Origin of the sequence: [Pseudopropionibacterium] massiliense, from assembly GCF_900607225.1 — a bacterium.
Lineage (GTDB): Bacteria > Actinomycetota > Actinomycetes > Propionibacteriales > Propionibacteriaceae > Arachnia > Arachnia massiliensis.
In genome coordinates this window covers 2,965,519-2,988,996 of sequence record NZ_LR027842.1, presented here as the reverse complement: position 1 = coordinate 2,988,996, position 23,478 = coordinate 2,965,519, and the positions used below count along the sequence as shown (strand labels likewise).

The 23,478-nt window shown below is 64.5% G+C and carries 27 protein-coding genes; 16 read left to right on the top strand and 11 right to left on the bottom strand.

All coding sequences use genetic code 11. From position 1 onward, the window contains the following. Positions 1–301: 301 nt before the first annotated feature. The 6 genes from E0E39_RS13365 to E0E39_RS13340 form a co-directional block, all read right to left on the bottom strand. Positions 302–946: an ABC transporter ATP-binding protein gene (locus E0E39_RS13365; protein ID WP_130875192.1), complete on the bottom strand. Its 645-nt coding sequence runs from the start codon at positions 944–946 to the stop codon at positions 302–304. A 2-nt stretch (positions 947–948) separates the two neighbouring features. Continuing rightward, on the bottom strand, positions 949–1,467 hold the full coding sequence (locus E0E39_RS13360) for a stage II sporulation protein M (RefSeq protein WP_130875191.1): 519 nt from the start codon (positions 1,465–1,467) through the stop codon (positions 949–951). Between the two features lies 1 nt (position 1,468). Continuing rightward, positions 1,469–3,097 (bottom strand): hypothetical protein, encoded by a 1,629-nt coding sequence (locus tag E0E39_RS13355; RefSeq protein ID WP_130875190.1) that lies wholly within the window; start codon positions 3,095–3,097, stop codon positions 1,469–1,471. Between the two features lie 224 nt (positions 3,098–3,321). Next, positions 3,322–3,795: a YfbM family protein gene (locus E0E39_RS13350; protein ID WP_165444803.1), complete on the bottom strand. Its 474-nt coding sequence runs from the start codon at positions 3,793–3,795 to the stop codon at positions 3,322–3,324. Positions 3,796–3,849: 54 nt separating this feature from the next. Continuing rightward, entirely contained in the window at positions 3,850–4,185 is a 336-nt protein-coding gene (locus tag E0E39_RS13345; protein WP_130875188.1) for a hypothetical protein, read from the bottom strand. Next, on the bottom strand, positions 4,175–5,263 hold the full coding sequence (locus E0E39_RS13340; protein ID WP_130875187.1) for a DUF6177 family protein: 1,089 nt from the start codon (positions 5,261–5,263) through the stop codon (positions 4,175–4,177). The genes E0E39_RS13345 and E0E39_RS13340 overlap by 11 nt, the downstream gene beginning before the upstream one ends. Before the next feature lie 169 nt (positions 5,264–5,432). Here E0E39_RS13340 and E0E39_RS13335 point away from each other — a divergent pair, with 169 nt between their 5' ends. From E0E39_RS13335 to E0E39_RS13310, 6 genes are all read left to right on the top strand, one after another. Further along, positions 5,433–5,693 carry a hypothetical protein gene (locus E0E39_RS13335; protein WP_130875186.1) on the top strand — a complete coding sequence of 87 codons (261 nt, stop codon included), beginning with the start codon at positions 5,433–5,435 and terminating at the stop codon, positions 5,691–5,693. Between the two features lie 404 nt (positions 5,694–6,097). Then, positions 6,098–6,397 (top strand): hypothetical protein, encoded by a 300-nt coding sequence (locus E0E39_RS13330; protein ID WP_130875185.1) that lies wholly within the window; start codon positions 6,098–6,100, stop codon positions 6,395–6,397. Positions 6,398–6,414: 17 nt separating this feature from the next. After that, complete coding sequence (locus tag E0E39_RS13325; RefSeq protein WP_130875184.1) at positions 6,415–6,741, top strand: hypothetical protein; 327 nt, start codon at positions 6,415–6,417, stop codon at positions 6,739–6,741. Between the two features lie 45 nt (positions 6,742–6,786). Beyond that, entirely contained in the window at positions 6,787–8,001 is a 1,215-nt protein-coding gene (locus tag E0E39_RS13320; protein WP_342770215.1) for a putative T7SS-secreted protein, read from the top strand. A gap of 20 nt (positions 8,002–8,021) precedes the next feature. Then, a complete protein-coding gene (locus E0E39_RS13315; RefSeq protein ID WP_130875182.1) occupies positions 8,022–8,417 on the top strand; it encodes a hypothetical protein in 396 nt (131 codons plus the stop codon). Then, the gene (locus E0E39_RS13310) at positions 8,414–8,956 is read left to right on the top strand and encodes a hypothetical protein (RefSeq protein ID WP_130875181.1); all 543 of its coding nucleotides are present in this window, start codon (positions 8,414–8,416) and stop codon (positions 8,954–8,956) included. Before E0E39_RS13315 ends, E0E39_RS13310 begins: the two co-directional genes overlap by 4 nt. 382 nt (positions 8,957–9,338) lie before the next feature. Here the strand turns inward: E0E39_RS13310 and E0E39_RS13305 are convergent, their stop codons facing one another. From E0E39_RS13305 to E0E39_RS13295, 3 genes are all read right to left on the bottom strand, one after another. Continuing rightward, positions 9,339–9,770 (bottom strand): hypothetical protein, encoded by a 432-nt coding sequence (locus E0E39_RS13305; RefSeq protein WP_130875180.1) that lies wholly within the window; start codon positions 9,768–9,770, stop codon positions 9,339–9,341. 316 nt (positions 9,771–10,086) lie between these two features. Next, positions 10,087–10,617, bottom strand: coding sequence for a hypothetical protein (locus E0E39_RS13300; protein ID WP_130875179.1), 531 nt, complete (start codon positions 10,615–10,617; stop codon positions 10,087–10,089). A gap of 45 nt (positions 10,618–10,662) precedes the next feature. Continuing rightward, positions 10,663–11,178 (bottom strand): hypothetical protein, encoded by a 516-nt coding sequence (locus E0E39_RS13295; RefSeq protein ID WP_130875178.1) that lies wholly within the window; start codon positions 11,176–11,178, stop codon positions 10,663–10,665. 644 nt (positions 11,179–11,822) lie between these two features. Here E0E39_RS13295 and E0E39_RS13290 point away from each other — a divergent pair. The 4 genes from E0E39_RS13290 (at position 11,823) to E0E39_RS13275 (ending at position 14,713) form a co-directional block, all read left to right on the top strand. After that, entirely contained in the window at positions 11,823–12,377 is a 555-nt protein-coding gene (locus E0E39_RS13290) for a CAP domain-containing protein (RefSeq protein ID WP_130875177.1), read from the top strand. 159 nt (positions 12,378–12,536) lie between these two features. Beyond that, a complete protein-coding gene (locus E0E39_RS13285) occupies positions 12,537–12,971 on the top strand; it encodes a GNAT family N-acetyltransferase (RefSeq protein ID WP_130875176.1) in 435 nt (144 codons plus the stop codon). A gap of 40 nt (positions 12,972–13,011) precedes the next feature. Next, positions 13,012–13,557 carry a GNAT family N-acetyltransferase gene (locus E0E39_RS13280; RefSeq protein ID WP_130875175.1) on the top strand — a complete coding sequence of 182 codons (546 nt, stop codon included), beginning with the start codon at positions 13,012–13,014 and terminating at the stop codon, positions 13,555–13,557. A 358-nt stretch (positions 13,558–13,915) separates the two neighbouring features. Next, entirely contained in the window at positions 13,916–14,713 is a 798-nt protein-coding gene (locus E0E39_RS13275; protein WP_207302507.1) for a CAP domain-containing protein, read from the top strand. A gap of 186 nt (positions 14,714–14,899) precedes the next feature. Here the strand turns inward: E0E39_RS13275 and E0E39_RS13270 are convergent, their stop codons facing one another. Then, positions 14,900–15,220, bottom strand: coding sequence for a putative quinol monooxygenase (locus E0E39_RS13270; RefSeq protein ID WP_130875174.1), 321 nt, complete (start codon positions 15,218–15,220; stop codon positions 14,900–14,902). 566 nt (positions 15,221–15,786) lie between these two features. Next, positions 15,787–19,134: a bifunctional proline dehydrogenase/L-glutamate gamma-semialdehyde dehydrogenase gene (locus E0E39_RS13265; RefSeq protein WP_207302506.1), complete on the bottom strand. Its 3,348-nt coding sequence runs from the start codon at positions 19,132–19,134 to the stop codon at positions 15,787–15,789. Positions 19,135–19,341: 207 nt separating this feature from the next. On the opposite strand from E0E39_RS13265, the gene E0E39_RS13260 reads away from it, so the two are divergent. From E0E39_RS13260 to E0E39_RS16690, 6 genes are all read left to right on the top strand, one after another. Then, entirely contained in the window at positions 19,342–19,989 is a 648-nt protein-coding gene (locus E0E39_RS13260) for a hypothetical protein (RefSeq protein WP_130875172.1), read from the top strand. A gap of 97 nt (positions 19,990–20,086) precedes the next feature. Then, on the top strand, positions 20,087–21,010 hold the full coding sequence (locus tag E0E39_RS13255; protein ID WP_130875171.1) for a ribonuclease Z: 924 nt from the start codon (positions 20,087–20,089) through the stop codon (positions 21,008–21,010). Positions 21,011–21,169: 159 nt separating this feature from the next. Continuing rightward, on the top strand, positions 21,170–21,310 hold the full coding sequence (locus E0E39_RS15870) for a hypothetical protein (RefSeq protein WP_165444801.1): 141 nt from the start codon (positions 21,170–21,172) through the stop codon (positions 21,308–21,310). Between the two features lie 75 nt (positions 21,311–21,385). Then, positions 21,386–21,919, top strand: a complete 534-nt coding sequence (locus E0E39_RS13245) for a mycothiol transferase (RefSeq protein ID WP_130875170.1) — start codon at positions 21,386–21,388, stop codon at positions 21,917–21,919. A gap of 148 nt (positions 21,920–22,067) precedes the next feature. After that, complete coding sequence (locus E0E39_RS13240; RefSeq protein ID WP_207302505.1) at positions 22,068–22,577, top strand: GNAT family N-acetyltransferase; 510 nt, start codon at positions 22,068–22,070, stop codon at positions 22,575–22,577. 242 nt (positions 22,578–22,819) lie between these two features. Continuing rightward, positions 22,820–23,281: a DUF4143 domain-containing protein gene (locus E0E39_RS16690; protein ID WP_342770203.1), complete on the top strand. Its 462-nt coding sequence runs from the start codon at positions 22,820–22,822 to the stop codon at positions 23,279–23,281. The last annotated feature ends 197 nt before the right edge of the window (positions 23,282–23,478 follow it).

Below are 23,478 nucleotides of genomic sequence, written 5' to 3'. Positions count from 1 at the left end.
GCCGTTTCGGGCGCGGAATGACACGTTTTCCGCGTTGGGTGCTGCGCAACCGTTTTCCTGGCGGTGAGGGGCGCGTTGCGGCCCGGCGTAACGGATGATCCCGCGCACGGGACCTCTGATCCGAACTACCTCTCGTTTCCTTCGCCTTGTCCTTCGTCCAGTCTGCGGCAATATCCACCCCAAGCGAAGATAAAAATCACGACACCTATGAGCCACCAGGCTGAAACGCCGGTAAGTCGGATCGCGAGAGCGGCCAATAGCGCGACACCGTATCCACCGTATTCCATGATCTTGGCTGATTTCAGCATTTCTCCTCCTCGTCTTCTCCCAAGAGGTCGATGATGTCGGCGAAATTGAGATCATCGGGGACCTGATGACTCACGAGCAGGCGAGTTCGTGGATCGCGTTTCAGTATTCCGGAGACCACGCCGACGGTTTCGTCGTCGAGACTGGTGAACGGTTCATCCAGAATCACAAAATCTCGCGACTTCGCCAACTGGGCCGCGATCCAGAGCTTCTGACGCATTCCGCCCGAGTAATTCCCGGCCTGTTTCTTTTCGAGGTCGCTTCTGTTCAATCCCAGTTTCAGGGAGGTCGTCATGGCTCTATCCAGGTATTCGGATGGCTCGTCGGCCAGGAGCTGAAGCAGATTGAGGTTCTCCATACCGCTGAGCGCGGGGAAGAACTCGGGTTCTTGGGAAGCGTAGGCGACCACGAGACGTAGATCCTCCTGGTCAACCTCCTCGCCTCGCCACAGGCAGCGTCTCACGTCGGCCTTGAGCACGCCCGCCACGATGTCGCAGAGGGTGGTCTTCCCGGCGCCGTTTTTTCCTCTCAGCAGCACGATGGAGCCCTCGATGAAATCGAGATCGAGGTCCTCGAACAAAGGGGACTCGGCATAACCAAAGGTCAGCCCTTCCAATATCAGAAGCTCTTTCGACTGCATCTCTAGCCAACCTCCGCATATGAGATCGTAGATTCAATGACGGCCCCGAGGAGATAGAGCCCGGCGGCGATTCCGACAAGAGCCAGAATCCCCGCAGTACCAAAGGGAATGCGCTCCCCGGAGATGACTCTCTTTTTGATGATCCGCAGGGCCCGCCAGCCCTCGAATCCCAGAACGCCACATGCCACAGTTGCCGCCAGCTCGAAAAAAGCGTGGGGCAGGACGCCGGTAATGATTGGCCCCCAACCACTCTCCGAGTAGACGGCAATGGCGGTTGCTCCGAATATCAGCTGGTTGTAGGCTATCAGGATCAATCCACCAGCCCCGAACGAAACCAAACCCAGAATGATGATCAGTCCGCCAACGTGAAGATTGTTGCCCAGGATCGTCCAGAGCGACAGCCTGTTGTTGGCTGCGGTTTGCCGCGAATCGCGGCCGATGTAAAGGCCTGTCAAGAAACCGATGACTGTGGCAATCGACGCCACAATAAGATTTCCAAGTCGGTAACGGATGAGACTCACGTCAACTCACCTCGACCGACCTGCGGGAAGCAACGAGAACGCTGACGGGGAGGCCGAGCACAACCGCTCCGAGTGCTGACCACCACGCCGGCCCCTGAAGGATGCCGAACAGAGGCAGGAAGATGAAGGCGGAGACAATGGCCGCTTGGGTCAGAAAGATGGGCATCATCCGAATTGAGCGCAGCAGACGATAGCCTGACAAGGAGACGAGATCCTCGAAATTCATCCCCGGGGACAGGGCTTCTGACTTTCGGAGCAGCACCTCCAGGGCGTCAACGGGTGAAGCCATGCAGAGCCTGGTTGTGGGGAGGGACAGGAGGGTGGCGAAAACCGCTCCGATGGCCAGCGCGGCGATGCTCAGCCCAATGCCGAGGGATTCAAAGCCGAGAAATGCGATCAGCAATGTGCATCCGCTTGTGAGGAAAAGGGTGACGGGCAGCGCCAAGCGCTGCAAAATCTTTTCGGTTGACTCGTAGTAGTTCAATCTGGTTGGTCGGCCCGTCTGCCTGAAAATTCGCAAGGCCTTGATTGCCGAGCCGAATTCAAATACGGCTGGGTAGTGGGCGGCGAACCCTCGCGGTACTGCCGTGACAATTACATAGATCTGCACTGCCGTGAGTGAAAGAATCGCGGCTGGATTGCTCAGCCTGGGGATTATCGAGAGATCGAATCCGACCAGCAGCCAGAACTCCATGGGAACGATCACGCTGAGTTCGCTGTGTCCATGGCGTGGAGAGAGTTTTCGCAGCTGGGAAACGATCACCCGCCCGAATGAAGCCGCTCTCGGTGAACGAGTCATCCGATCGACGTAATGACTTCGGAAACCGTCCGGGGTGGTGACCCCCATGTGGGAGGATCTCACGAGGAAGACCGCTACTGCCAAGAGGGTTAGGGCGGCCACACCTGCGTGAATGAACCACGTGCTGTTGTACGTGTCGCTGGCCGTCTGGAGCAGTGAGCTGTACAGGACGCTGACCGCTTCCGTTCCGGCGAGGTCACCCCTGCCGCTGAGGACCGCGCTCCTGAGCTCGGAAAGAAGACTGAAGATGGCGGACCAAACCCATGTTGATCCCGCCGCGATGATGACTCCGCTCAAGGCGTATGAAATCATTCCCGATATGCTGTTGATCCTCATCCTGAAGAAGGCGCGAGAAACGAAGATGGTGTATGCTCCCATGGTCAGAACCGCCAGCGAGAGAAGCGCGCGCCAGTCTGCCGTGAGGATCGTGAAAGCAACCCAAAAGATCACTGTTCCGAGATTCTTGAACAGCGAGAACCAGAAAATGTTGTCGATCAGAAAAATTCCGATTCCCGTTCGGTTCTTCCGTATGAAATGTATGTACTCGGACTTGTAGCGGCGCAGATGAACATCCAAGTCGTCGAACAGTGGTGAGAGGGCCGTCAGGGTGATGGTCGTCAGGGCGAGCGGGAGCAGGAGGCTGCCACTCGTGTATCGTTCCACGGCCACGAGAGAAACCACATTGACGATCAACTGTATGACCCAACGCCCGGCGATCAGGGCGGGATACCACGTGTTGACGTTGATTCTTGTGAAGGATGACCAGAGTTGCGACGCGGAGAGGTCTGCATTCTTGGTCAAGAGAAAGGAGAGCCTGATTTTTCTTCCCATTGTCTCGCCTCGTCGTCGGGGCCTCAACCTGATGTCCCCTTCGGGCTGATCAGGTCGTGAAATCCACGCCCATGATGGAAGTCTATGCACGAACGGTCTGGATGCGCCAGGGCATCTTCGGGTTGCTGGGGAACTCTTAACTTTCGCTGGTGTTCAGTCGAAGCCGATCTGGCCATTCGTCAAGGGGTGAGGGATGGTTCAACCAGCGTGGCTCCTGAATCGGGTCAGCCGTGGATCGTGAAGATGACGTGGCGGCGTTCGGCCGCTGCCTCCAGGTAGAAGCTGCGCAGGTCCGCCAGCGATTCCAGCGCGTAGCTCTCCTCCTCCGGGCCATGGTCCGGGCCGCGCAGCTCCTCGGGTAGGCCGGTGTAGGCGTGATGGAAGTCGTCGTCGCCGAAGGTGTCCAGCCACCGGGCGATCTCCTCCACCTCGTCCGGGCTGGAATGGGTGACCCAGACGTCGTCGTCCTCGTGGAGGGTGCGGGCTCCGCCGATGACCCCCCGGGCGGGCCATTCGTCGTCCTCACCGTCGGGGGCCAGGGCGTTGTGGATGGGTTCCCACGCCCTGTCGGTCTGGCATGCGCGCTCGAAGAGTTCCTCGTCCTCCTCGAACTCCTCCAGGATGTCCGCGAGGTCTTCCTCGTTGTCCGTCAGACGAGAGACGTCGGCTGCGTCGAGGCGGAGGTGAAGTCCAAGCATGGGGGCAGCATAAGGGGCCATCCCGGGGGAGAACAGAATCTTCCCTTGTGGATGTCATTTTCTGATTCGCAGGACGCCGTTCAATTGCGATGCCAGCGCGACGGCCAACCGCATGGTGGTTCTGTCCTGCTGGTCGAGGAGCACGAGGTCGGTCCACCAGGTGAAGGTGTCCGGGGGATCGTGGAGAGCGGCCCTGGCCTCGGTGCCGTCCTGGATCGGTTTCGGGTTGTGCACCCGCAGCAGCGGGGCGCCGGTTTCGGAGAACATGGTGCTGAGCGCGCCATTGCTCCACTGGGTCACCGTGCCCGAGCCGACGATGAGGCCGAGAACCAGCTGCTGGAGCTCGAGGGTCGGGGGAGTCTCGCTCAGGAGAACCAGTTCAACGGCCATCAGCGGTGTTTCCTCCCGGGGTGATCGACGGGGTGCCGCCCAGAGCCGCGGCCAGCCTCTCCTGGTCCAGGGCATGCGTGAAGGCGATCATCTGGTGCCAGAAGTTGTCTCCCCGGCTGAAACGCACCAGCAGACCGGGGGCTTTCCTCAAACCGACGGGGGTGACGTCGTGGGTTCGGGAGATTTCCTCCATGTCGATCCGCAGATCACGCACGGCCGGGGGCCCGATGAGCGCGGCCAGTGGCACCTCGCCGTTCCGTTGAATCGCGAGCTGCCCGAGAGAACCGTCTCGTTCCTCCGCCTCGCCGTAGGAGACGATCGCGATGTTGGGTCGGAAGCGGGTCCCAAGCTTTGTCAGCGTCTCCGTGATCGCCGGGTGCATGGCGAGGGAGGTCCCGTCGGGAAGACCGGCCGGCTTTCCGTGGGGACCGGTTGGCAGAAGCCCGCGTGTGTGTTCCAGCAAACCCCTGTCGGTCCTGGCGACGGCGATGCTGACCATGGCGCCCCGGTCGCTCCGCGCGAGGTGGCGGCGGGTGAGCGGCATCTGCTGTTGCAGGGATGCGGTGAGGGCGGCGAGATCCCAGGGTGTGGCCAGGGGCTCGCACTCGTCCCACCGGATGAGGCGCCCGCCCCCGAGCCCGGAGACCATGTGTTCCGCCACCCTGCCGCACCGGGTGTTGCTGCGCGTGCGTTCTCGCGAGAAGACCTCGAAGAAGAACGTTCCCAGCCCGGGCTGATCCTTTCCCCGTTCGAAGGACGACAACCTGGGGCGGTCCGGGGAGAGGCCCTGCCACAGGTCGGCCATACCGGAGATGGACAGCCCGGTGATGGCATCGTGGTCGCGGCCCTCGGGATCCTGCACCACCCAGCGGCCCCCCGCGTTCCGGAGCTCGTCGGCGACGAACCACCCGATGTGGGCCGATGACTTGGTGAGCAGCACCGGTCGTTGCCCGTCGTGGCGTGCCTCAAGGATGAAGGAACGTATCGGCTCGGTGAGGATCACCTGGTCGCACTCCGAGACGAACAACCGGATGCCCGGTTCCCAGAACTCGGCGAACTGGGGATCTGAAGTGCTCATGGTTCAGGCCACTGAGCAGAAGGGGCAGAAGGGAAGGCCGGGGTCAAACCTGAGCGAGCTGGCAGACCGACCCGGCCACCTTCGAGATGGCCCCTCCCGGGGCGCTCGTCAGTTGCGTGGGCGACGGGCCCCGTCATGGCCAGGCGAGTTCGGACCGGGGTGAGGGGCCGTGATGGAGGTTCTGGTCTCATGCGGTGGTTTGGCTGTGGGAGTAGACACGGGTGGGGATGTTGTGATCATGGAAGTGTTGACGGAGGCGGTTGGCGAGGTCGCGGTTGTCGAGGTGCCATTCGTTGTGGGCGGTGGGTGGGATGGCCGCGATTTGGTGTTGGGCGTGTTCGGCCCAACCTTCGATGACGGCGTCGGGGAGGTTGGTGGGGAAGCCGCCGAGGGCGGTGAGGAAGATCTCTTGAGGGCGGGGTGGGTGTGATCTGTTTGGTCGGGTAGGGTGAGGGTGGCAGGGTTTTGTGGTTTTGGGGGTCGTGCGTGTGGGAGGGGTGCCGTGTGGGCACCCATATGCAGTTGGAGCTTGGGGCTCAGCGGCGTGCGGCTGCTGTTGTTGTGCGGGCTGGTGAAGAAGCCGAGGATGGTCTGTCGCAGCTTGTGGGTGTTGTGTCGGAGCATGCATCGAAGGTGGCTGGTCCCGCGTCGGCGGGTTTGGTTGATGTGATATCTGGGTGGGCGGATTCGTTGAGGGCGTTCACTGGTGGCCTGCGGGGGTATGCGGATGCGTTGGCGGCTGTTGATCGTGATGTGGTGCAGACCGAAACAGAACAGCGGGAGAGTTTTGTGGCGTCCAGTTCCCGGATCGCTGGTCGGTTGGGGGGCTGAGGCGTGGCAGAGGGCAGGTTGATTTTCAGGGAGGCCAGCGCCCAGGCGTTGGAGGATGCTTTCGCCAAGCGGGCGGCTGGGTTGCGTGAGGGGATCGGTGGCATGGATGAAGGGGTTCGTTCTGAGGTTGCTGCGTGGGATTCTGGTACGGAGTCGCGTCAGGCGCAGGAGCGGAGGGCCGGGCAGGTGGAGAAACGTGCCGAGTCGTTGGTGCAGGCGATGGAGCGGGCTGCGGCGGTGATGAAGGAGATTCATTCGCTGGCTTCTCGGGTGGAAGCGGACAACGTTGCCATTGTAGATTGATTCAGGGGTTTAGCGGTATGGCTGGTCAGGATTTTGAGGTTGATCACGAAACGTTGAAAGCCGCTGCGCAGCAGATCGGAGAAACAACCCAGCCTGCGAGGGGCACCAGCATCAACAGTTGCGTTCCTGCCGGTCAGGATTTGGCGAATGACGGCCTGGCCAGGGTGGTTGATGAGTTCCGGGATCGGTGGGAACGTGCCACCACGCCAATGATCGAGGATGTGGACGAGATGGCGAGGCGTGTTGAGAGGATCGCCGCTAATTACGCCACGTATGAGGCTGTGGTGGAGAAGAAGGTGAACGCTCTGAAAGGGGCGATGGGGTCGTTGATGGGAGGGTTGTGATGGGTGTGCAGTATCGGGGGGAGCCGGAGTTCGTGATCGAGGGGAATCCGTGGACGCGTCGCAACCATGAAGACGTGCTCCGAGAGTTTCGACCAGGTGGATGAGTCGCTGGGTGGGGTTGAGACCGAGCATTGGGTGGGGAGGGCTGCGGATCGTTTCCGTTCCCGTCTTGAGGAGGAGCCGCGGCGTTGGAGTGGTGCTGCGGGTGGGTTCCGGAGTGCTGCTGCCGCGTTGGAGGGGTATGCGGCCGCGTTGGAGGCTGCGCAGCAAGCGGCGCAGGTGTGCAAGCAAAACTATGAGGAGGGCAACCGGGTCAGTGCAACCGCGAGGGCGGATTACGATTGCGATGTTGCTGAGGGGTTTCAGAAGAAGGCGGCGTGGGAGGCGCAGAACGGTCCGGGTAGCTACACGCTCACGATCACGCCGTTCACGGATCCGGGACAGGCGTTGCGTGACCGTGCGGTCGCTGACTTCCAGGCTGTGATCGAGGAGTTGGAGAAGACCGGTAGCGACACCGAACAGGCGGTCGCACAGGCCCATGCCGATGCCGACCCAACCCGCCAATGGCCCAACAAGGGCAAGCCGACCCTCGGCGCTGTCGGGGCTCTGCCCGGGAAATGGGAAAACCCCGATCCTGACGGCAGGGGCGGCGACAGGGTCAGGGAAGACGAGCGCCGCGGAGGTAAGCCGGGCAGCGGCCATTTTGACAACGACTGGGCAGGGCGGGCGATTCTGGAACGGTATCTTACCGGTGGTGACGATTGGAACATCGACAATGATCCCGCTTGGACCCGCTACATGCAGGAAAACCAGACCCTGACTGAGGAGATGAAGAACTACAACAACACTCAAGCTTCGGCCGCGGTTAAGCAGTATCAACAATCGGGACAGGGGAACGGAACGTTCGACACCACGAGTCAAGTGGCAATGGAGAACGGCGAAGGAATCGTTGGATATCAATATCTCCACGGCACCAACCAAGAGGCTGGCGGTTTCCAACACAATGGCACAACATCGGTCAAACCGCTGCCGGACGGTACGTATGAAGTAACTGTCAATTCGAACTACCGGTGGAATGACGTGATCGACCCGAATCCTCAGCACTCCACGGATCGCACGAAGAGCACCATTGCTGAAATTCTGACGCTCGGGCAGGCTGACCCCTACGACATCCATATCGGATGGGAAGGGAGCAGCACGGTGATCGTCGATGCTCAGGGTAACGTGGTGAGCGGAAGCGGCAAGGGATGGCCATACTGATGAGGACGAAGACATGGGTCTTGCTGGCCGGTGCCGTGGGGGTGGTGGCTGTTCTGGTCGTGTGGTTGTGGGGGGTGTTTGCCGTGAACCCGGTTGTGTTGCGTGATGGGGAGACGCGGACCTCGGCGTCGGGGCGATACACCTCGGAGTTTCTCTCGGAGGAAATTGATGGGAAACGCAATGTGTATCCGGTGATCAAGAACTCGGCGGGTGAGGTGGTGTGGAGCGACGACGAGCGCTATCTCATGAGTGCGCATCCGGTGGGCGTGGTGTGGCAGGAGAATGCCGACGTGTTGTGGCTGCTGTCCGGCGACATTGGCGCGTCACGTGTGGTGGAGAAGGACGGGAAGTGGGTCAAGGATTGGGACTGGGAAACGATGCCTCCCGAGATCAAGAAAATCAAGGAGGGCTCATGACGGCAGAGCTGCATACGGATACCGGACGTCCAGATTCTCGGGAACTGTCGCGCGTCGTCGCAGTGAAACTACTGACGCGCTCAGGCGTCTTGACAGAGGAATCATTGGAGTTCCGTCCGACGGGCACCGTGACGCGCACCCCCGTAGACCCGGGTCAACTCGTTCCCGGAGACCCAACCGGGTTGACCCAGGCGGCGGCGGCGCTGACCGAGTGGGCCGCCACGGCTCCGACAGGCCTGTCGTCGCTTGCTCTGGAGGCGAGCGCTGCTCATGCCCGTCTGGGTCAGCGATTGGCAGAACAACGCGCCGAAGCGGAAGCGCTCTTTTCGCGTGTCCAGGCCGAGGGCGTTCCGGCTGATGTGATCTGTAACGCAAAGAACGTGAGAAGCTTCATCGCCGCCAACCCTGCACAAGCAGAAGCTGTCGGCGAGCTGGCCGCCCGGGCCGCAACAATGCGAATGGCCTGGGTTGACCTGCAGAATGATTTCATTGATGATCTCGCCGGGGTTCGTCAAGAACTGGACATTGCGGACTGGTGACGAGATCATAAGCGGCGTCCCGTGTATTTCGTGAAACCTCTCGATTGTGGAAGTCGATCAGCACCTCGGCAAGCGAAACCCTTGGGTCAGGGCAGCTTGAGGATGGCTGTGAACAGGCCTCGACGCGTCTGCTGTCGAGGCATTGCCGCCACCCCGGCCGCCTGATTCTTCGGTCCCAGCGTCCTGATCGGTTTGAATCGCACCCGCCCCGCTCGCCCACGACATCCCTTCCGGGAATTCCCTCACGCGGGACGAAGAGAAGCAGACCGGCGGAGAAAATAAAGAGCTTCCGTAGTCGCTCGCAACTCCGCCCCGGTCGGGTGCCACGCTGATCGGCGAAGAGGTTGTCGGCAGAGGCCGTGGGGCCGAATCCGATCATGGATCAGCTGTTCTCCTCGGTCTCCTGCAACCATTTCCTGGTCGCTTCCCAATTAGCCTGGTAATCGGCCTTGCGCAGAGCCCTTCTCCACGGTTTGACGGCACAAGCCGCTGTCCAGAACACGACGAGAGCGGCCAGCCCCGACGGCAGCGCCAGTTCGGGTGCCTGCCACCCGCCGATACCGACCCCGACGATGGGAGGCAGAACGAAAATCCAGATGGCATGGTCCCAGCCACCGGGCCTCGGATTCCGGGCCCGCACCACCGTGGGGCGCTCCGCTAGCGTGAGGAGCACGCTGCTCGTCGTTGCCGTCGCGAGGCCGATCAGTGTCGCGGTCCCGAAACCGATTTCCAGGTGCAGCAACCAACTGAGGGGGTACAGCACGCCGACGAGAAACGGAACCCCGACCAGTGACGACAGCAGCCGACTGAGCACGCTCGCCCACAGCGGACTGCATTCCCGGGCCCCACCTCGCTTCCGATCATTCCTGCAAATCTCCTGGCCGCCCCCGGGCGCATCCTCGTCAATCATCCGGACACCCCTCCGGCGCCTGACCTCCCAGCAGTAATTGCACCACTCAGCCGAAAAGGGATCATCACATATTCCACCGCTGACCGCTCCTGCGTCGCAAAACCCTAATCCGCAGAATCCCGGGAAATCATCATCGGACCACGCCCCTTCAGTTTTCCGCATGCATGCAGGTGATCGCGGAACGTCGATCTTGTTGTTCCGCGATCACCTGAAACGAGGTTCACTCTGTCTTGTCCCGCGGAATCACCCAGCCGTCACTGAGTTTGTCCTCTCCGAACGTTTCCGCGGTCATCTTTTTCGTGGCCTCCCACTTGGCACGCACCTCGGCCTGGCTGTCGCCCCGTTTCCACGGCTGCGACCACAGGCCAACGGCCCAGAACACGATGAGAACGGCGAGGGCCGTCGGCAACGCGACGTGGGGCGAATCCCACCACCCGACGACGAAACCCACCAGCGGCGGAACCACAAAGATCCACATGGCGTAGGCCCAGCCGCCGGGAGTCGAATGCCGGGCCCGCACCACAGCAGGTCGCTCACCCAGAGCCATCAGGATCTCACTGGTCACGGTCGCCACCAGCCCCAGCACCACAATGGTGCCGAGGTCGGTCCCCGGCTGCATGATCAGGCCGAGCAGCCACAACACCCCGACGACCAGAGGCGCGATGACCACGGAGATCATCACATGCCCCATCACGGCCTGCCCCAGCGTCGCGTATCCCGCCTCTGCCGGTTCTCGCCTCTCCTCCGCCATTGGGTTACCTACCTCCTTGGACTAGCACATCGCCATGTTCTCATTTTACGAGAAACACCATTTTCTGACGCCCTGAACTCCAAGGAGGCTCCCGAGGAGTGTTGCTGCCTCGGCTCCGATGTTGGCAGCTGCATCTCCGGAGACAATTGCGTGGTAGATCCCCTTGATGCCCCCCCAGATCTTTCGTGCTTTCTTGATCCAGCCGATGATCTTCAGCGCCGCGAAGCCGCTAGTAGCGACGAATCCGGCCAAGGCCGCCACGCATTGCAGGAAATTGAAGTTCGGCCTGGCGCCAGTTCCGTCAGGGCGCATGGCGATGGTTGTGAGCCCCTTGAGGTACGGTTCAATGGCCTTCTCGTAGTTCGGGTAGGTCTTCGGGTCCGCCTCCTTGAGATGTTGGGGCATGGATTCAAGGGCTTGGAGGATGCGATCCAGCTGTTGGTCAGGTGTCTCGGTCAATGGTGGCTGGGCCTGGGCTGCTGGCGCCGCTACCCCTACCGTTGCGATGGCTCCCAAAGCCAAACTTCCTCGAAGCACTACTCTGCGCGACACACTGTTCATGATTGTTGTCCTGTCTGTTTTCGTCCGGCACTGGATGAGTGATGAATGTCCGGTGGTGAAACCGGACGCATGGGGAGACTTATTTACGGACGGCATGTCTGCCAGGAAAACCCCTAGTCGGAGCGCGTCTGGACGTGTTCATGAATAAGCCTCGTGGCATCCCCACGGGTGCGGGTGATGTCTTGACCTTCACGCGCATGAAGTTCTTCGTCAAGGATCTGGCGGAATCAACTGCACCAGGTCACCAGATTTGCACATCTCTCGGCGGAGGAATATCCAACTTTCGTCCAAAGTTTTTAACTTTGGTTAAGGTGCTGAGGGCTGCCGCGGGATGGTGATTCGCGTGATCCCGCTGCCTGGTGAAGCGCTCGCGACGTTGGAAACAAAAGCAGCTTTGTCGCTTTAGATCCGCGACGGATCCCATTCGGGTGTCGTCCTCGTTGACACGCCCGAGGAGCCGAGTGGGGCGAAGGATTTTCGGGCGTGCCGGTCGACCGGGTAAAAGGGCCAGTCAAACGGTGAATGACCTGCGAGGGTGTATTCGTCAACCTCCGGACTCGTCGTGTCGTTGCGCTGACGAGACCAGCGCTCGTGTGCTGGAGTGTTCCGCAGTCCATTTTCCCTAACCAAGAGAGGACTGCTTCATGAAGATGACGCGTTTGTTCGCGGGTGCCCTGCTGGCCGCCGTGCCGCTCGTCGCGGCTCCGGTTAGCCAGGCCTCCGCCGTATCGGATGCGCCTCAGACCGCCGTGCAGGGTGCCCCCGCGGCCGTCGTGCAAAGCAGTGCTGCATACTCCCGCACCATCCTGGTCAAGGTCAACGAGTTGCGCGCCAGCCTCGGGCTGAGGCCCGTGACGCGCTACGCCCAACTGGACTCGATCGCCCAGGACTGGTCCCAGCAGATGGCGTCGAGGAACTCGATGTCGCATCGGCCGAAGTTCGCCAGCGGCTACCCGCGAGGGTGGAGCTCGGCCTCGGAGAACGTCGCCATGCGAGGCGGCTCCGGAGGTGGGGACATCGGTGCCCGGCTCTTCGAGCAGTGGCGGAATTCGCCGGGCCACTACGCCAACATGGTCGCCCCCGACGCGAACGCGCTGGGCATCGGCCTGGCCTACAACTCGTCCACCAAGTCCTGGTACGGCACCCAGAACTTTGCCAGCTACAAGAACCCGGGTGGCTCTGGCCTCGTCGCTTCCTGACGACACCGATCAACGTCCGCGACATCGGGGCGGTCCGAATCGGCTCAGCCGGTCATCGGGCCGCCCCGATGCCGTACGGATGGAACGCCCTCCGCGATACAGAAAGTACAGTCCCTCGATACAATCGTGCAGGCGGTGGGTGTGGGGAAGAATGGGCGCGTGACGTGTGACGACGAGGTGCGCTACGACATCGACCGGCTCCCGTCCCGCGACGAGACGCGGGCGCTCTACGACTCCGTGGGCTGGGGCGCCTACACCGACGACATGGATGCGCTGATCCGCGGACTGGAGAACTCGGCGGTCGTGGTCACCGCGCGCTCGGGCGGGGAGCTGGTCGGCCTGGCGCGCATCGTCTCCGACCGGGCCACCATCGCCTACCTGCAGGACATCCTCGTCCACCCCTCCTGCCGGCGTCGCGGAATCGCGACGGCACTCGTCACCCGGGCCTTCGCACCCTTCGAGCGGGTGCGCCAGCACGTGCTCCTGACCGACGCGGAGCCGGGGCAGCGGGCGTTCTACGAGTCGCTCGGCTTCACCGAGATCCGCGACCTCCCCGGGCAGGGATGCAGGTCGTTCGTCCGTTTCAACCCGTGACGCACCAACCCCGGCGGCGAGCCCCGGCTAGCCTGTTCCCATGAGTGAATCCCGGGTGCGTGCCGCGCGGCAATCGGACGTGGAAGCGCTGGCCGCGCTGGCCGCGGAAACCTTCCCGATGGCCTGTCCGCCCGAGATCACCGACGAGGACATCGCGGCCTTCGTCGAGGCGAACCTCAGCCCCGAGCGGTTCCGCTCCCACCTGGACGCGCCGCTGCACGCCGTCCTCGTGCACGAGAGCGACGGAGGCCTCGACGGTTACCTGCTCATGATGGCCGGCGACGACTTCCTGCCGGATCCCGCCTTCGGGGTCACCCACCTGCCCGCCGCCTACCTCTCCAAGTGCTACGTGCGCCTCGACAGCCACGGCGGCACCGTCTCGGCGGCCCTGCTGGACGAGGCAAAACGCGTTGCCACGGCCGACCTCCACGCCGCATCCATCTGGCTCAACACCAACCAGGGCAACGCCCGTGCCTGCCGGTTCTACGAGAAGCACGGGTTCGTGAGGGTCGGGGTGAAGACCATGCCGGTGGGCGACCAGATCTGCGACGACTACGTGTACGAACACGTCCTCGCGACCTCGTGACGACACCGCATGAGGCGTCTCTGGACGATGCGGCGGTGAAGACCGCCGAAGCCGGTCGCGCGGATGCGCATTCCTGAACGAAACGAGAGGACGCACCCGTCGAAATCCGGGAACGGGCCCGGGAAATCGTCCCTCTCGCCTGTCAGCCTTTCGGCCAGATGAGCATCGTGGGTGCTCAAAGCACCCATATCCTGAGATTTTCTTGGGGCTCTTCGAGGGTGGGCGGATGGTCTCTGAGGCCCATGAACAAGGGTTGTTGCGCTCGAACCTGCCCGAAAGTTACGTATCGTAACCTGAAAAAAAATTAAGAAGGTGCTTGGATGAACGGGTACTTGCCCCCCAACCGAGAGGACTGCCGATGAAACCGATGAAGATGGTTCGGAAGATGGCTCGTCTGTCCCTGGTGGCGCTGCTGGCCGCTGTGGTTTCGTTCTTCGCCCTGACTGTTCACGCCGAAGCGAATTCACAACGGCCCGCCGTTCTCCCAGCGGAGGTCAACAGCAAGGGCGAGGAATACGCCAGGACCATTCTCAACAGGGTCAACGAGCTGCGCGCCGGTCTGGGGCTGAAGCCCGTGACCCGGATCGCCGAGCTGGACGCGGTCGCACAGGACTGGTCCGAGCAGATGGCCTCCCGGAACTCGATGGACCACCGCCCGAACTTCACCGACCACTACCCGCAGGGCTGGAAGGGAGCCTCCGAGAACGTTGCCTGGCGCAGCGACGGCGGTGACGTCGGCGCACTGCTGTTCGAGCAGTGGCTGGGTTCCCCGCCGCACTACGCCAACATGACCGACCCCAACGTGGACTCCCTGGGAATTGGTGTCGCCTACAGCCCGGGCAGCGGCAACTGGTACGCCACCCAGAACTTCGCAGGCTACGGCGACCCGCTCGCTGCGGGACTGACCGAGAGCGCCGGGGGTGCGGCCCGGCCGGGTGCAGGAAACGCGGAGAACGCCCACAACGCAGCGCCCGCCTCGACCGATTCCTCCGACGACTCGGGTGAGAAGAGGACGTCCCGGGGCGGTGAACGCAAGCCCACCGATGCAACCACGTCCGCCACCCCGAAGAAGGAGACCAGGAGCACCGCGGCAGCTGAAACCTCGACCGGTAGCAAACCGGGACTGCCGAAGACCGGTGCCCAGCCCCTCGTGTGAACCTGCGCAAGCCGGGCCGCGAACTTCCGGGCGAACAGCCCCGGAAATGGGAACCACTGCGGGGCAAACCCCTCGACCCCGGTGGTGTTGATTCCCTCGCGGTCCGGCTTTCGTTTCTTCACGCACCCGCCAGCGCGTTTCGACCAGTTCCGCGAAACGGCCGCCCGCGGAGTCGTCGCGTCGGGGTCAGTCGATCCGAAGCTCCCCCATGGCATCCCAGCCGTCGCCGTCGACGGCGCGCGAGATGATCCTGGGGGTGGCGGTCAGGAAGGGGCGCATGGTTTCGAGCCCAGCCTTGAAATGGTCGGAGGTGACGTGTGCCTCGGCCGCGTCATCGTTGAAGGCCTCGACGAGAACGAACTCGTTCGGGTCCTCCACGCTGCGGGACCACTCGAACCATTTGTTGCCCGGCTCGGCGCGGGTGGCGGAGGTGAACGGCCCCACCGCCTCGATGAACTCATCGGCCAGTCCGGGCTTCACGGGAAACTTCACGACGATCAGGATCATGTCGTCAACTCTATGTCTCCTGCCCTGAGAGACGGGGCCGGGGCGTGTGATCGGGTCTGCCTTTCGGGTGCAGGAGGTTTCGACTCGGCGGGCTGCTTCTTCGTCGCGGCCCGGCTCAACCGGCTTCAGGGGTGGTTTTGACACGGACACTGGCGCTCCCCGTGCTGTTCGATGCTCATGCCGTCGGGCATGTGACGTAAACGATGCCTGTCGCCATCAGGCCTCGGTTTTCTCTCGTGCGAGGCGGCGTTCTCTCTTCCGCCTGGCGTATCGCCAGCCGTAGGCCACGCATCCAACAACGATGATGTAGAGGAGCGTTAATTCCACCACCCCGACGCGAGCCACTGAGGAAACAAGAGAAGCGAGCAGGAGCGGAAGAAAAAGGCAGACCAAAATCGAGAGAATTACCCGAATGGCAACATGCATGGTCGTCGCCCCTTTGCCGGGTCCTCAAGGTCTCGTTGACATCACTGTATGTGCTTCGCTGGGATGACCAAGCGGCAGGGGTCTCCCGGAACCCACCGGGAGACCCCTGAAGCCTGTTTGCCGACGGATCGGCGCGGGTGTCAGATGCGCAGGTCGTCGGTCAGCGGAGTCGGGTGCCCGAAGCGGTGGTTCGTCACCGAGACCGCCTGCTCGTGCAGGTAGGGCAGCAGCGCCAGGCGACCCGGGTAGAGGGTCGGGCCGGCGTGCACGCTGACGTCGATGGAACCGCCCACCGCGGTCAGCAGGTCCCGCTCACCCAGGTGCCGCACCCGGCCCCGGACGTCCCGGTCGAACTGGGCGTCGTCCTTCACCTCGACGGTCAGGCCGAGGCCGGTCAGCACCTCCGACAGCTCCTCCGACGGGGCGTCGCGGAACGAGAAGGTCGCGGAGGAGCCCGTGACCAGGGCCGCCGAGGCCTCCCGCAGCACACGCACCGGGTCGTCGACCTCCACCCGGACCGTCACCGGCGTGGGACGGTACCGGAACGCGTTGATCTCCGCCCTCAGGGCCGACGGGTCGTGCGAAACCCCGAACAGGGTCCGCCAGGCCGCCTGGTCCGAGGTGGCGGCGACATTGAGCTGTTCGAGCTGCTGCTCGTCGAGCACCCGGGCGGCGGCCCGGAAGAGATGGACGAGCTTCGGGTCGGTGAGGGCACCGGCGGGACCGAGGTCCTTCGGCTCCCAGGAACCGAAACCCACCACGTAGTTCGGGCCACCGGCCTTGCCACCGGTGCCCACCGCGGAACGCTTCCACCCGCCGAAGGGCTGGCGCCGCACGATGGCCCCGGTGATCCCGCGGTTCACGTACAGGTTGCCGGCCCTCACGCGGTCCAGCCAGAACTGGATCTCCTCGGCATCGAGGGAGTGCAGACCGGCCGTCAGGCCGTACTCGGTTCCGTTCTGCCACTCCACGGCCTGAGCCAGGTCGCGGGCCGCCATCAACCCGAGCACCGGCCCGAAGTACTCCACCTGGTGGAAGGCGCTGCCCGGCCGCACCCCGGTCCGGATGCCCGGCCGCCACAGCCGGTCGTCGATGCGCTGCGGTTTCAGCAGCCACGTCTGCCCGTGCTCCAGTTCGGTGAGGCCACGCCTCAGCTTCTCGCCGGGCACCTCGGTGAGCGGACCCATCTGGGCCGCCGGATCCTCCGGCCACGCCACCGTCAACGACGATGCGGCGTCGACGATCTGGTCCAGGAGACGCCGCGACCTCGCCACCGACCCGACCAGGATGCCCAGCGACGCGGCGGAACACTTCTGCCCCGCGTGCCCGAACGCGGACGCCACCAGGTCGGCGGCCGCCAGGTCCAGGTCGGCCGACGGGGTGATGATCAGGGCGTTCTTGCCGGAGGTCTCGGCCAGCAGCGGCAGGTTCGGCCGCCAGGAACGGAACATCTCAGCGGTCTCCGCCGACCCGGTCAGCACGACCAGCTCGACGCGTTCGTCGCGCACCAGCTTCTCGCCGAGCGCGCGATCACCCATGACGACGTATTGCACCAGGTCGCGTGGCAGGCCCGCCCGCCAGCACGCCTCGGCCAGCAGCGCCGCGCAGCGACGCGACGGGGAGGCGGGCTTCAACAGCACCGCCGACCCCGCGGCCAGCGCGGAGGCGACCCCGCCCAGCGGAATCGCGATCGGGAAGTTCCACGGCGGAATGACCGCGGTGACCCTGGGTGGACGGTGGGCGGCGCCCTCGACCTGCTCCCCGGCGAGGGAGGCGTAGTAGTGGGCGAAGTCGCAGGCCTCGGAAACCTCGATGTCCGCCTGGTCGATGAGCTTGCCCACCTCGTCGGCGGCGACGGTGACCAGTTCGGTGCGCATCGCCTCCAGCTCCACACCCAGCCGGTGCAGCGCGGCGGCGCGTTCCTCCGCCGGGGTCGCGGCCCAGCGTTTCCCCGCGGCGACGGCGGTCTCCAGCACCTCGTCGAGGGCCTCGGCGGAGTTCAGGGTGCCCTCCGTCACGGTGCCGCTGCCGAGATCGGAGGCGGGCAGCGACTCGCGGATCGAATCGGCCCAGCGTTGGTTGCTGAGCAGCGCGGGGTCGGTGTCGGAGGTGTTGGTGAACACTGACGTCGGTTCGCTGCGTTCCTGCGTCGCCCAGGCGGTCGGGGTGGGGGAGCCGACCAGCGCAACGGCGTCGCGGTAGCGTCCCTCCTCCTTGTCGAGGAAGGCGGCGTCACGGCCGAGGGAGGCGGCCCCGGACATGAAGTTCTCCGGCGCTGCGTTCTCCTCCAGGCGCCGCACCAGGTAGGTGATCGCGGAGTCGAACTCGCTGCGCGGCACCACGGGAACGTAGAGCCGCAGCGCGCCCAGCTCGTCGAGGATCACCCGCTGCAACGGCACCGCCATGCCCGCCAGCATCTCGATGCCGAAACCCGAGGTGATGCCGCGGGCCTTCGCCAGTTCGACGGCGGTGGCGAGGCTGTAGATGTTGTGGCTGGCCGAGCCGACATGGAGGGTCTTGATGGACTCGGGGGTCAGGAGCCGGTCGAGGGCGCTGAGGTAGCTGGCGTCGGTCTCGACCTTCGACGGCAGGATCGGGTTCGGCCAGCCGCGCAACTCCGCCTGGGTGCGTTCCATCGCCAGGTTGGCGCCCTTGACCAGACGCACCCGCAGCGGAATGCCGCCCGCCTCGCAGCGGCGCCGCGCCAGCTTCTGGATGCGATCGATCATCAGCGGCGACTCGCGCAGGTAGGCCTGGACCGCCAACCCCATCCGCAGCTTCGGCAGCTTCATGGCGAACCGCTCGAACACGTCGAGGGTGAGGTGGAGGTCGCGGTACTCCTCCATGTCGAGGTTGACGAGCTTGCCGGATCTGTTCGCGGCCTCCATCAGCGGGCCGAGACGAACCACGGCCTCCTCCACCGTCGCGTCGTGGGCCCACGGCGAGTGGGGACCCATCACCGAGGACACCTTGATGGAGACGTAGTCGACGTCGGGTCGGTTCAGAAGCTCGATGGTGCGGTTGAGACGCGAGGACGCGTGCTCGTCGCCCAGCACGGCCTCACCCAGGAGGTTGATGTTCAGGCTCGCGCCGCTCCGCCGCAACCTGGCCAGCGCCGGCCCGAGGTCGCGGCCGATGTCGACCACGAGGTCACCCAGCAGCAGGGAGAAGGCGCGCCGCACCGCGGGCAGCATTGCCCGGGGCGCGGGGGCGACGCCAAGACCGAGGCCGGCACGTAGATAAGGAGGAAGGAAGGGTACGGACTGCCGGGCCAGGCGGCCCAGGTTCTTGGCCGCCACCGCCGGGTCCTCGGGACGCAGGACACCGTCGACGAACTCGAGGGTGAAACGGAGCCCGTCCGGGTGGTCGAGGGCGCTGGCCAGCAGCTTTGCTGCGCGAGGTTCCGGGTGGGCGAGGGAGCGCTGCGCCCAGCGTCGCGCGGTGCGCACAGCTTTGTCCGTCAATGCTTGGTTGGTCACGTTGCTCACAGGGACATCTTGCCTCAAGTTCCGGCCGCACGGGCCGGGGAGGCGGGATTTAGGACATAGCGTCCCGATTGTGGCCCCTCCCGTGGGCGGGGCCGGCCGTCGCGCATGACCATTGAATTTCCTGGAAGTATCTTTGTCCGGAGAATCTTCGTGGCAGGGTGGGAGCGTTCGCATCCCAGCGGGTTGCCAGAGAACCAGGAGGAGACCATGTCAGATTCCGTCCGTCGCCGTTTCCGTCTGCTGCTCGCGTCGGTGCTTGTCGGAGGGTTGCTGGCAGGTTGCGCGTCCTCCACGGACCAGAACGCGACCTCTGGTCCCGAATCGCCGAACGCCCAGGACTCGGCGGCCATCGCCCTGCCCACGACCCGCCCCTCGGCCGGGGCGGGTGCGTCGCCGTCCGGGACACGCTCGCCGGTGTCGATCCCGGGTGCCTATCCGGGGGCGGGCGGGCCGCGACCCGCGAACGCCACCCCGATCACCACCGTCCACTCGGGGTATGCGGTGATCATCACCCCGTCGAAGAACATCGGCTGTGAGTTCTCGGACACGACCGCGGGCTGCGGGATCGTCAACTACACGAACAGCAAGCCCTACGGTTCCGACGAACTCGGCCCCAAGTGGTGGGTGAGGATGAAGAGTCCTACCGCCGCGAACCAGGCGGAACCCGAGATCGTCTCGAGAAGCGAACCTCCCCTGTTCCAGAAACCGGAAACCCCCGGCCAGCAGGTGGAGTACGGAACCGTCGTCTACCAGGGGGACTACGTGTGCGCCTCCGAGAACGCGGGCCTGACCTGCTGGAACACCACCACCGGTCACGGCGCGTTCATGAACCGCGACGCGACGACGACGTTCTAGAGGTTCCGCGGCCACCGCGCAGGATCGTCCCGTCAGCCCCGGCCGCGGGAGCCGAACCGGTCCCGTAGGGTGTGACCGCTGAACGAGGAGGATCAAGATGAGCGACCGCGAGTTCGTTGCGCTGGGAACATCCAGCCTGGTGCCCACGAAGACGCGGAACCACAACGGCTACCTGCTGCGGTGGGGAGCCAGCGGCATCCTGTTCGACTGCGGCGAGGGCACCCAGCGGCAGATGACCCGGGCCGGGGTCTCGGCGCGCACCATCGACGTCATCTGCCTCACCCACCTCCACGGCGACCACTGCCTCGGGTTGCCCGGGGTGTTGCAGCGCATCTCCCTGGAGCAGGTGCCCCACCCGGTCACCGTGGTCTACCCGGCCCAGGGGCAGGAGTACGTCGAGAGACTCCACCGCGCCAGCATCTACCACGACCAGGCCGACATCCGGTTCCTGCCCGTCGAGGCGGGCCCGGAACCCGGCGAGGTGCTGCGGACCGGGGACCTCATCCTGTCGGCGGCCTCCCTCGACCACCGCGTCCCCACCATCGGGTACCGGGTGGAGGACCTGCCCGGGGTCAGCTTCGACCCGGAGGCCCTGACCGCCCGCGGCATCTCCGGACCCGCCGTCGGACGGCTGAACCGCGAGGGCCGGGTGGAGATCGACGGCGTGGTCACCCGGCTGGAGGAGGTGTCGCATCCGCGACGGAGGAGGTCGTTCGCGTTCGTCATGGACACCCGGCCCTGCCCGGCCGCGGAGAAACTTGCCGAGAACGTCGACCTGCTGGTCATGGAGGCCACCTACACCAGCGACCTGCAGGAATTGGCGGTCGAACACGGACACTGCACAGCCCCGGACACGGCCCGCATCGCCGCTGCTGCCGGGGCCCGCCGCCTGGCCATGACCCACTTCTCCACCCGGTACACCACCACCGAAGCCCACCTGCGGGAGGCGAGCGGCATCCACGACGACGTCATCGCCCTGGAGGACCTCGACCGGGTACCGGTGGACCGTGCCACCCGCTGAACACGGTTCCGGTCGCCGGCGGGAACCCTCGGAACCGGAAAGGACGAGGAGCATGGATCACGACCTCCTGGAGTCGCTGCGACGAGCACACGCCGAGGCGAGGATGACCGGCTGGGATTTCTCGGCCCTGGAGGGCAGACTCGTCGCGGATGATCCCTGGTGATCTACCTCGGCCACGTGCCGTGGAACGCACTCGGGTTCAGCGTGGACGCACACGCGCAACAACTGTCGGAGCTGGCCGCGGGGACCGGGATCACGGTCACGCAGCGGCGTTTCCGGATTCACGCCACGAAACCGTGACACGGCCCGGGAGCCGATGCCGTCCGGTGCGTGGATCCGGAGGGGAGGTTTGCCGGGCAGTGGCAGGATCGACTCATGGATGCTCAAGCAGTTCTGATTGATTCGGTCAACCGGCCCGTCGAGGCGGCCCGGACGGTGCTCAAGGAGATCTCCGCGGAAACCCTCCACGCGATGCCCGGCGGCCGGGCGAACTCGATCGCCTGGCTGGTGTGGCACTCCGCCCGGCAGATGGACATCCAGGTGGCGTGGCTGGCCAACGCAGGGCAGTTCTCGGAACAGCTGTGGATCACCGGCGGCTGGGGTGAGCGCCTCGGAATCGACCGCGGCCCGAAGTCGATCGGTTTCGGCGACACCGCCGAGGACGTCGCCGCGCTGCGCGTCGAGGACCCTGCCCTGCTGCTCGACTACCTCCAGGCCTGCACCGAGGCGTTCAAGACCTACGTCTCGGGGTTGTCCGCCGACGACCTGGACGAGGTGATCGACACCAAGTGGAACCCGCCGGTCACCCGCGGGGTGCGGCTGGTCAGCATCATCGACGACGCGGTCACCCACCTGGGGCAGGCGGCCTACGCCCGCGGCCAGATCGAGGAATGGAGCATCGGCTTCTGACGTGGTCTCCCCCAAGGTCCTCGGCGCAGGCCGTCACGGCGTGCCACCCCGGGGTGTCGGATCGGCCTGTCGCCCATGGGGTCGTCCGCGGGTCCGCCAGGTTCTTTGAGAAAGCACTACGGGTGTTTGGCGCTGCGAGGTGGGAACCGTGCCGGGATTTGTGATCCGCCCGGCCCGCGAGGACGAGCTGATGGGGCTGGGTGTCATCGAGCAGGAAGCGGATGCGCTGTTCGCCGGGATCGGGATGAACGACATGGCCGCGGCGGATCCGGAATCCCTCCTGCCCGCCCAGCGTGCCGGACGGTTACTGGTCGCGGTGACCCATGCGGACGAGCCGGTGGGTTTCGTCCGGCTCGAAATCGTCGACTCGACCCCTCACGTCGAGCAGGTCAGCGTGCTTCCCGGGTACGCCGGGCGTGGCCTCGGATCCCGCCTGCTCGATGCCGCCGAGGAACGGGCCAGGAAGCGGGGGTATCGGCGCATGACCCTGACCACCTACCGGGACGTTCCGTGGAACGGCCCCTGGTATCGGCGAATGGGCTGGGAGGTCGTCGAGGAGGACCGGCTGACGCCGGAACTGAGGGCTCTCCGGAAACGCGAGGGGGCCGCAGGCCTGGATGCCCGCCCCCGGCAAGCGATGGAGAAACACCTGAGCTGAATGGGTCGCCGGGCCCGCAAACCGCGAACAGGGCCGGCAAGCCAGGGATAAGCACAGCGAACGGTGAAACAGAGGAGTGGGGAGCGGTAGACCTTCCCGGAGGGTTCGTTGACCGAAATCAACACGGCGCCCAGAGGGATAGCAGGGAACTGCCCAAAAGGATAGTAGTTCTTCTCCCAGAGGTATGGCTGGCGGCATGGGCTATCCAGCGAGACTGGCTGATCGGGAGCCGGATCCCCTTCATGCCGTACGTCGCCGCGGTCACGATGGACGACCTCAAACACCACTTGGCCGATCCTGCGCTCGCCGCTGTCCTTCTCCGCGCAACCCCGGAAATACTGTCCAAGGGGCAGGGACGGTGGCTCGGGTCGCGAGGGTCGTTGGTCGGGGGACTCTTCGAGAACCTGGCGATGCTCACCGTGCGGGGCACCGCCCAGGTGTCGGGAGCCGACGTGTTTCACCTGCGCACCAAACGCGGTGAGCAGGAGGTGGACCTGATCGTTGAGGGACAGGACGGGCGGATCGTGGCCTTCGAGATCAAGCTGGATCGGGCGGCCTCGGACAGGGACGTGAAACATCTCCTGTGGCTGAGGGAGAAACTGGGGGACCAGGTGGCCGACCTGGTGCTGCTCAACACCGGCGAATACGCCTACAGGCGCCCCGACGGGGTGGCCGTGGTTCCCTTGGCCCTTCTGGGTGCCTGAGGTTGCCCACACACGCCGTCGGTTTGCTGGCCCTATTCGCGGTTTGCTGGCCTTGTTCACGTTTGCCTGTGCTGTGAGGCCAGCAAACGTGAACAAGGCCAGCAAATAGACGGCAAGGCCAGCAAACAGGGGGGAAGGCCAGCGAAACGTGAGGCAGACGCGTGAAAAGGGTGGGCGCGCTCAGGGCCTCGGATGTG